The following is a 7557-nucleotide window of genomic DNA, read 5'->3' as shown; positions in this document are numbered from 1 at the left end:
GGCAGATCGGCAAGCGCCTCAGCGCACTCGGCCAAAGCCTGAGCGCAGGCCTGCATGAAGGCCGGGCGCAGCAGCAGGTCTTCGGGCGGGTAGCCACACAAGGCCAATTCGGGTGTGAGCACCAGGCGCGCCCCTTGCGCGTGGGCCCGGCGCGAAAACTCGACGATCTTGCGGGCATTGCCGGCCAGATCCCCCACCGTGGCATTGATCTGCGCGAGAGCAACCTTGACCGTGGAATTTGATGGCATATGAGTGAAGAAAAAGGCTCGAACGATTATGTCATTCGGGTCATCGACCACCCGGCGCTTGTGGACGCCACGCAATGGAACGCCCTGCTCAAAGCGCAGCCCAGCAGCACGCCCTTCATGCGCCACGAGTACCTGCTGGCGATGCACGAGTCGGGCAGCGCGGTGGATGCAAGCGGCTGGGAGCCGCAGTTCCTGGTGATGTTTGAGGCCGCTCAACTGATCGGCGCCTGCCCGCTGTACCTCAAGGCCCACTCCTACGGCGAGTACGTGTTCGACTGGGCCTGGGCCGACGCCTACCAGCGCCACGGCCTGCGCTACTACCCCAAGCTGCTGAGCGCCGTGCCCTTCACGCCGGTGCCCGGCCCCCGCCTGCTGGCACGTGACACGTCGGCCCGCATCGCCCTGCTCGAAGCGATGAAGCAGTTCGCGCTCCAGGCCAAGCTGTCATCGGCCCACCTGCTGTTTCTCGACGAAGCCGACCAGCACGCCGCGCGCAGCGCCGGCTGGATGATGCGCAGCACGGTGCAGTTCCACTGGGTCAACCGCGCACCTGAACCGTATGACGATTTCGCCGAGTTCCTGGCCAGCCTGCAACGCGAGAAGCGCAAGAAGATCCAGCAGGAGCGGCGGCGTGTGAGCGACGCTGGCGTGAGCTTCACCGCCCTGCAAGGCGCACAGATCAGCGAAGCCGATTGGGACTTCTTCTACCGCTGCTACACGCTCACCTACCGCGCCCACCACTCGTCGCCTTACCTCACACGCGACTTCTTTGCGCGCATGGCCGGCACCATGCCAGAGAACTGGGTGCTCTTCATCGCCTGGAAAGACGGGCAACGGGTTGCTGCATCGCTGATCGCCATCGACCCCGCGCGCCGCAGCGCCTTTGGCCGCTACTGGGGCGCCACAGAACACATCTCATGCCTGCACTTCGAAGCCTGCTACTACCAGCCGCTGGCCTGGTGCATTGCGCAGGGCTACCAGCGCTTCGAGGGCGGCGCGCAGGGCGAGCACAAGATGGCGCGCGGACTGCTGCCGGTGCAGACCTGGTCAGCGCACTGGCTGGCCCACCCGCAGTTCGCCCAGGCCGTGGCCGACTTTCTGCAGCGCGAAGGCGCGGGTGTGGAGAGCTACCTCGACGAGCTGAACGAGCGCCGCCCCTTCAAGGCTTGAAGTCGCCCGCCATCACGCTCACGAAACCTTCGGGCTTGATGTGGGTGCGCAAGGCCGTGTTGACGCGGTCGAGCGTCAGTTGGGCCAGCGCTTCATCCACGCGTGCCGAGGTGGCAAAGGTTCGCCCGAGGTCGAGGTTGTTGGCCAGGGCCGCGGCCAGGTTGCCGTCTTGCGCGCGCGACAGCTGGCGAAACGCCAGCAGGCCGCGCTTGCCTTCAACCAGCTCTTTTTCGGTGAAGCCTTCTTTCAACGCGCGGGTCAGCTCCTGCTTGAAGGCCGCCTCGACCTTGGCCAGGTTTTGCGGCGCAAAGATCGCGCTGGCCTGCCACACCGAATTCGGCTGATAACTGTTCCAGTTGACCGTGCTGCGCACGTCATAAGACAGGCCGTCGGTTTCGCGGATGCGCGTCCACAGGCGCGATTGCCCGCCCGAGCCGAGCAGGTAATTGGCCATCGACAGTGCGGGGTAGTCGGCGTCGATGTCGGAGAGCGCCACGCTCTGCCGCACCAGCAGGGTGGCGTTTTGTTTGTCGGGCGTTGCCAGCATCACACGCTGCGCTTTGACAGGCAGCAAAGGCTGGGGCACACGCGAATAGGGTTCGCCCGCGCGCCAGCCGGTGAATGCTTTTTCCAGCGCGGCGCGCACCGCGGCCATGTCCATGTCGCCAGCGGCACCAAACTCGGCGCGGGCAGCACCATAAAAGCGCTGGTGGAAGGCGCGCAGCTGCGGCTGCGTCACCACCTTCACGTCATTCACCATTTCATCGAAGCTGCTGGCATAACGCACATCACCGCGCGGATAAGGGTTGCCCAGGCGCGCCATCGCATTGCCCGCCACGGCCTCGGGCTCCTTGCGCTGCTGCTCGATGTCGGCAAGCACCTGGCGCTTGAGTTCGTCCAGCGAATCGGCCGGGAACGCCGGGTTGCGCAACAGGTCGCCCACGAGCGCAATCGCATCAGGCAGGTGCTCCTTGCGCGACGACAAGGTGACGGTCACACGCCCGGTCCCGCCGCTGATGCGCATCTCGGTCTTGAGTGCGTCGAGGCGGTCCTGGATTTGCTGGCGATTCAGCGTGCTCGTGCCCTTGTCGAGCATGGCGGCTACCACGTCGGGCACCTCGCCGTGCCCGAAGAGGGTTTTTTCGTCGCCAAAGCGCAGCGTCAGGGTCGCTTGCACGGCCGAACCGCGCGCGCCCTTGGGCAACAGCGCCACCTTCACGCCACCCAGCTCGAAGCGCTGTGTGAGCCGGTCGATGTTGGCCGGCGATGCGTCGAAGGCCGCCACAGCGGCCGCGGCCGCGTGCGGCTTGAAAGACTTCAACTCGGCTGCCACGTCTGCCTTGGCGGGCGCCGGGGCGCGCACGGGTTGGTCGACCGGCACATACACACCGAGCGTGCGGTTGGCCGGCAGCAGGTGCTGCTGGGCCACCCGCTGCACGTCGGCGAGCTTCAGGTCACGCACGCGGTCGCGCTGCAGAAAGAAGAGACGCCAATCGCCCTGCGCCACCGATTCACTCATGGCCACACCCACCGTCTCGGGGTTGGTGAAGGCCTGTTCCCAGCTCTTGGCCCACTGGGACTGAGCGCGCTTGAGTTCTTCGTCCGTGATCGGCGTCGTGGTCACCGATTCCAGAGTAGCCAGCATCTCGGCGCGCGCAGACTCGGGATCTTGACCGGGCGCCAGTTGTGCGCCGAAGAAGGTGAAGCCCGGTTCGGCCAGGCCTTGCGCAAATGCAAAGGTGCCGGCGGCGAGCTGCCTGGCCGTGAGGCGCTTGTGCAAGCGGCCTGCAGGCGTATCGCCCATGATGAGGTTGATCGCCTCCACCGCCGCGTAGTCGGGGTGAGCAGCGGGCGGCACGTGGTACGCGGCCATCAGCAACGGCACACCACCCACACGCCGCAGCGTGATGCTGCGTTCGCCATCTTGAACCGCGTCGAGCGTGTACTGCACCGGCAGCTTGCGTGTGGGTTTCTTCAGCTTGCCGAACGACTGCGCCACCCAGGCCAGCACCTTGGTGGGCTCGAACTTGCCGGCGACGATCAGTGTGGCGTTATCGGGCTGGTAGTACTCACGGTAGAAGGCCTGCAGGCGCGGGATGTCGACGTTCTCGACATCGGTGCGTGCGCCGATCGTGCTCTTGCCGTAGTTGTGCCACTGGTACATGGTCGCCAGCGTCTTCTCGAACAGCATGCGGTCGGGGCTGTTTTCGCCCATCTCCATCTCGTTGCGCACCACCGTCATCTCGGTGTCGAGGTCCTTGCGGGCAATGAAGCTGTTGACCATGGCGTCGGCCTGCCAGTCGAGGTACCACTTCAGGTTGTCGTCGTTGGTCGAGAAGCTCGCAAAGTAATTGGTGCGGTCGAGCCAGGTGGTGCCGTTCGCGGCCAGGCCTCGCTTGGTGAATTCACCCAGCAGGTTGCGGTGCTTGGGCGTGCCCTTGAACAGCAGGTGTTCGAGCAGGTGGGCCATGCCCGTCTCGCCGTAGTTCTCGTGGCGTGAGCCCACGCGGTAGGTCATGTTGACCGTGGTGGTGGGCTTGGAATCGTCGGGGATCAGCAGAAGCTGCAGGCCGTTGGCGAGCCTGTACTCCGTGACGCCCTCGACAGACTGCACACGTGTCAGCCCGGCCGGGAGGCTTTGCGCAACCGCTGCTTGAACAAAAAACGAAGCGGCGAGAGCAAAGCTCGCACACAAGAATCGACGCAGCATGGGCAGGCTCGAAGAGGCGAAGAGATCAGTGTAGAGCGGTGATGCGGAGCCAAGTTCCTGCATCCCAACCACAGAAACGACACAGGGAGCCGAAGCTCCCCGTATGCACGTACAACGTTCAGTCTGGAATCAGGCTCTGTGCTTGTAAGCGGCGATACCGCGCCGAATTTCTTCCTTGGCCGAGTCGGGGCCTTCCCAGCCCTTGACCTTGACCCACTTTCCAGCCTCAAGGTCCTTGTAGTGCTCGAAGAAATGCTGAATGGCTTTCAGGCGCATCGGGTTGATGTCTTCGGGCTTCTGCCAGTGCGTGTAGATGCCCAGCACCTTGTCGATGGGCACGGCGAGCAGCTTGGCGTCGCCACCGGCTTCGTCGTCCATCATCAGCACACCGATGGGGCGGCAGGTCACCACCACACCCGGTGTCAGCGGGAACGGCGTGATCACCAGCACGTCGACCGGGTCGCCATCGTCCGACAGCGTCTGCGGCACGTAGCCGTAGTTGCACGGGTAGTGCATCGCCGTCGTCATGAAGCGGTCGACGAACAGCGCGCCGGTCTCTTTGTCGACTTCGTACTTGATCGGGTCGGCGTTCATCGGGATCTCGATGATCACGTTGAACTGGTCGGGCGCCTTGGCGCCAGGGGTCACGTTGTGCAGGCTCATGGTGTCTCTTGTGGTAAGTGCGCGGGAAAACCCGAAGTTTACTCGTGCAACTTGCGGTGGGCTGACACGCGCCGCACCACGCTCTGACCGCTGGAAAACACCATGCATGCTTCGTTGCCTTGTCACATCCCTTCCCGTAGCATGCCCCGCAGACCCGCCCAGGCCTTTTCACAGGTGACAAAGCGGCGGGCACGTCTCTCACAACGTGTGAACAACCGAAACGAGGAGTCCCACCGATGTCGACGAATTTGGCGCTGTACTTTGCGCTTGCCTGCGGTGTTGCCGCAGTGTTGTATGGCTTCGTGCAGCGAAGCTGGATCCTGAATCAGAGCGCGGGCAATGCGCGCATGCAGGAGATCGCCGCGGCCATTCAGCAAGGTGCGGCCGCTTACCTCGCGCGACAGTACAAGACCATTGCCATCGTGGGCGTGGTGCTGGCAGTGCTCATCGGTGTGTTCCTCGACATCACCAGCGCCGTCGGCTTCGTGCTCGGCGCGGTGCTCTCCGGCGCGTGCGGCTTCATCGGCATGAACGTGTCGGTGAAGGCCAACGTGCGCACGGCACAAGCCGCCACGCTCGGCATTGCGCCTGCGCTGAACGTCGCCTTCAAGGGTGGCGCCATCACCGGCATGCTGGTGGTGGGTCTGGGCCTGCTGGGCGTGACCATCTTCTTCCTCTACCTCACCGGCAACGCCAGCAACGTGAGCAACCTGTCGACCTCGCTCAAGCCTCTGCTGGGTTTTGCTTTCGGCGCGTCGCTGATCTCGATCTTTGCGCGGCTCGGCGGCGGCATCTTCACCAAAGGCGCCGACGTGGGCGCCGACCTGGTGGGCAAGGTCGAAGCCGGCATTCCTGAAGACGACCCGCGCAACCCTGCGGTGATCGCCGACAACGTGGGCGACAACGTCGGTGACTGCGCCGGCATGGCCGCCGACCTGTTCGAAACCTATGCGGTCACGCTGATCGCCACCATGGCGCTCGCTGCCTTGATGGTGACTGGAGCAACGCTCAATGCCGTGATCTACCCGTTGCTGCTGGGTGGCGTGTCGATCATCGCGTCGATCATCGGCTGCAGCTTCGTCAAGGCGTCGCCGGGCATGAAGAACGTGATGCCGGCGCTGTACAAAGGCCTGGCGGTGTCGGGCTTGTTGTCGCTGATCGCGTTCTACTTCGTCACGCAACAGATGTTCCCGCAGCCGCTCACCTTGAGTGGCGGCGGCACTGTGTCGGCCATGGCCCTCTTCGGCACCTGCATCGTGGGCCTGGTGCTCACGGCCGCGATGGTGTGGATCACCGAGTACTACACCGGCACGCAATACAAGCCGGTGCAGCACATCGCGCAGGCCTCGACCACCGGCCACGGCACCAACATCATCGCGGGCCTGGGCGTGTCGATGCGCTCAACCGCCTGGCCGGTGATCTTTGTCTGCATCGCCATCCTGGTGTCGTACCAGTTGGCCGGCCTCTACGGCATTGCCATCGCCGCGACCTCCATGCTCAGCATGGCCGGCATCGTGGTCGCCCTCGACGCCTACGGCCCCATCACCGACAACGCCGGTGGCATTGCCGAGATGGCCGAGCTGCCCAAGAGCGTGCGCGACGTGACCGACCCGCTCGATGCGGTGGGCAACACCACCAAGGCCGTGACCAAGGGCTACGCCATTGGCTCGGCCGGTCTCGCCGCGCTGGTGCTGTTTGCCGACTACACCCACTCGCTCGAAGGCCGCGGCATCAGCGTGGCGTTCGACCTGAGCGACCCGAAGGTGATCGTCGGCCTGTTCATCGGCGGCCTGATTCCTTATCTCTTCGGTGCCATGGCGATGGAAGCCGTGGGCCGCGCTGCCGGTGCGGTGGTGGAAGAAGTGCGCCGCCAGTTCCGCGACATCAAAGGCATCCTGGAAGGCACTGCCAAGCCAGAGTACGGCCGCGCTGTCGACATGCTGACCACCGCCGCGATCAAGGAAATGATCGTCCCCAGCCTGTTGCCGGTGGTCGTGCCCATCCTGGTAGGCTTGCTGCTCGGCCCGGCCGCGCTGGGTGGCCTGCTGATGGGCACCATCGTCACCGGCCTGTTCGTCGCCATCTCGATGTGCACCGGCGGCGGCGCCTGGGACAACGCCAAGAAGTACATCGAAGACGGCCACCACGGTGGCAAGGGCTCCGAAGCCCATAAGGCGGCCGTGACCGGCGACACCGTCGGCGACCCCTACAAGGACACTGCCGGCCCGGCCGTCAATCCGCTGATCAAGATCATCAACATCGTGGCCTTGTTGATCGTGCCGCTCTTGCCCATGAGCGCCGCCACCAGCAGCGCCAAGAGCACCCACGCGGCACCCGCAGCGGTGACGGCTTCTGCGCCAGCGATGGCTGCTTCGGCGATGGCGGTCGTACCAGCGGCTTCCGCTGCGGCCAGCGCGACGAAATAGCCCTGTTCGCGTTCGCCATGCAGAAGGGGCTCCAGTTGGAGCCCCTTTTCGCGCCTGCACCGTCGCAGAAAGCAAAAAGCCCGGCACCTTGTGGGTACCGGGCTCTTACTGATCAATGGTCGGGGTGGCGGGATTCGAACTCGCGACCCCTTGCACCCCATGCAAGTGCGCTACCAGGCTGCGCTACACGCCGAGCCAATCATTATAGGGGACCGGGACCTGCCTCCGCGCAGCGGCACCAAGCCGAGCGGAACAAAGTGCAGTCCGGCCTCTACTGCGGAGGGGATCCGGCTTTGCCGGGCACCTCCGCACTGATCAGGCCACTGACAAAAGTCGCTTG

At 64.6% G+C, this 7557-nt stretch carries 5 protein-coding genes and 1 tRNA gene; 2 read left to right on the top strand and 4 right to left on the bottom strand.

Going from position 1 to position 7557, the window contains the following annotated elements:
* A partial coding sequence (locus RMO40_RS05890) for a nitrilase-related carbon-nitrogen hydrolase (protein WP_309717653.1) occupies positions 1 to 248 on the bottom strand: 248 nt, incomplete at its 3' end.
* Here RMO40_RS05890 and RMO40_RS05885 point away from each other — a divergent pair.
* A complete protein-coding gene (locus RMO40_RS05885) occupies positions 249 to 1418 on the top strand; it encodes a GNAT family N-acetyltransferase (protein ID WP_309717651.1) in 1170 nt (389 codons plus the stop codon).
* On the opposite strand, the gene RMO40_RS05880 is transcribed toward RMO40_RS05885, so the two are convergent.
* Both RMO40_RS05880 and ppa read right to left on the bottom strand, forming a co-directional pair.
* Positions 1408 to 4128, bottom strand: coding sequence for an insulinase family protein (locus RMO40_RS05880; RefSeq protein ID WP_309717647.1), 2721 nt, complete (start codon positions 4126 to 4128; stop codon positions 1408 to 1410). The genes RMO40_RS05885 and RMO40_RS05880 overlap by 11 nt on opposite strands.
* A 129-nt stretch (positions 4129 to 4257) precedes the next feature.
* A complete protein-coding gene (ppa, locus tag RMO40_RS05875) occupies positions 4258 to 4791 on the bottom strand; it encodes an inorganic diphosphatase (RefSeq protein ID WP_309717645.1) in 534 nt (177 codons plus the stop codon).
* Positions 4792 to 5027: 236 nt separating this feature from the next.
* Between ppa and RMO40_RS05870 the strand changes: the two genes are divergently transcribed.
* Positions 5028 to 7217, top strand: a complete 2190-nt coding sequence (locus tag RMO40_RS05870) for a sodium-translocating pyrophosphatase (RefSeq protein WP_309717643.1) — start codon at positions 5028 to 5030, stop codon at positions 7215 to 7217.
* A 116-nt stretch (positions 7218 to 7333) separates the two neighbouring features.
* Here the strand turns inward: RMO40_RS05870 and RMO40_RS05865 are convergent.
* Positions 7334 to 7410: transfer RNA gene (locus tag RMO40_RS05865), tRNA-Pro, on the bottom strand.
* Between the last annotated feature and the right edge of the window lie 147 nt (positions 7411 to 7557).

It is taken from the genome of Rhizobacter sp. (genome assembly GCF_031412075.1).
Classification (GTDB): Bacteria; Pseudomonadota; Gammaproteobacteria; order Burkholderiales; family Burkholderiaceae_C; genus Rhizobacter.
Note: the sequence above shows the minus strand (reverse complement) of the source record. Positions and strands in the feature narration are given on the sequence as shown.

Excerpts from the sequence above, each read along its gene's own strand:
- RMO40_RS05885 (WP_309717651.1), top strand. The coding sequence starts at position 249 with ATGAGTGAAGAAAAAGGCTCGAACGATTATGTCATTCGGGTCATCGAC.
- RMO40_RS05880 (WP_309717647.1), bottom strand. The coding sequence starts at position 4,128 with ATGCTGCGTCGATTCTTGTGTGCGAGCTTTGCTCTCGCCGCTTCGTTT.
- ppa (WP_309717645.1), bottom strand. The coding sequence starts at position 4,791 with ATGAGCCTGCACAACGTGACCCCTGGCGCCAAGGCGCCCGACCAGTTC.
- RMO40_RS05870 (WP_309717643.1), top strand. The coding sequence starts at position 5,028 with ATGTCGACGAATTTGGCGCTGTACTTTGCGCTTGCCTGCGGTGTTGCC.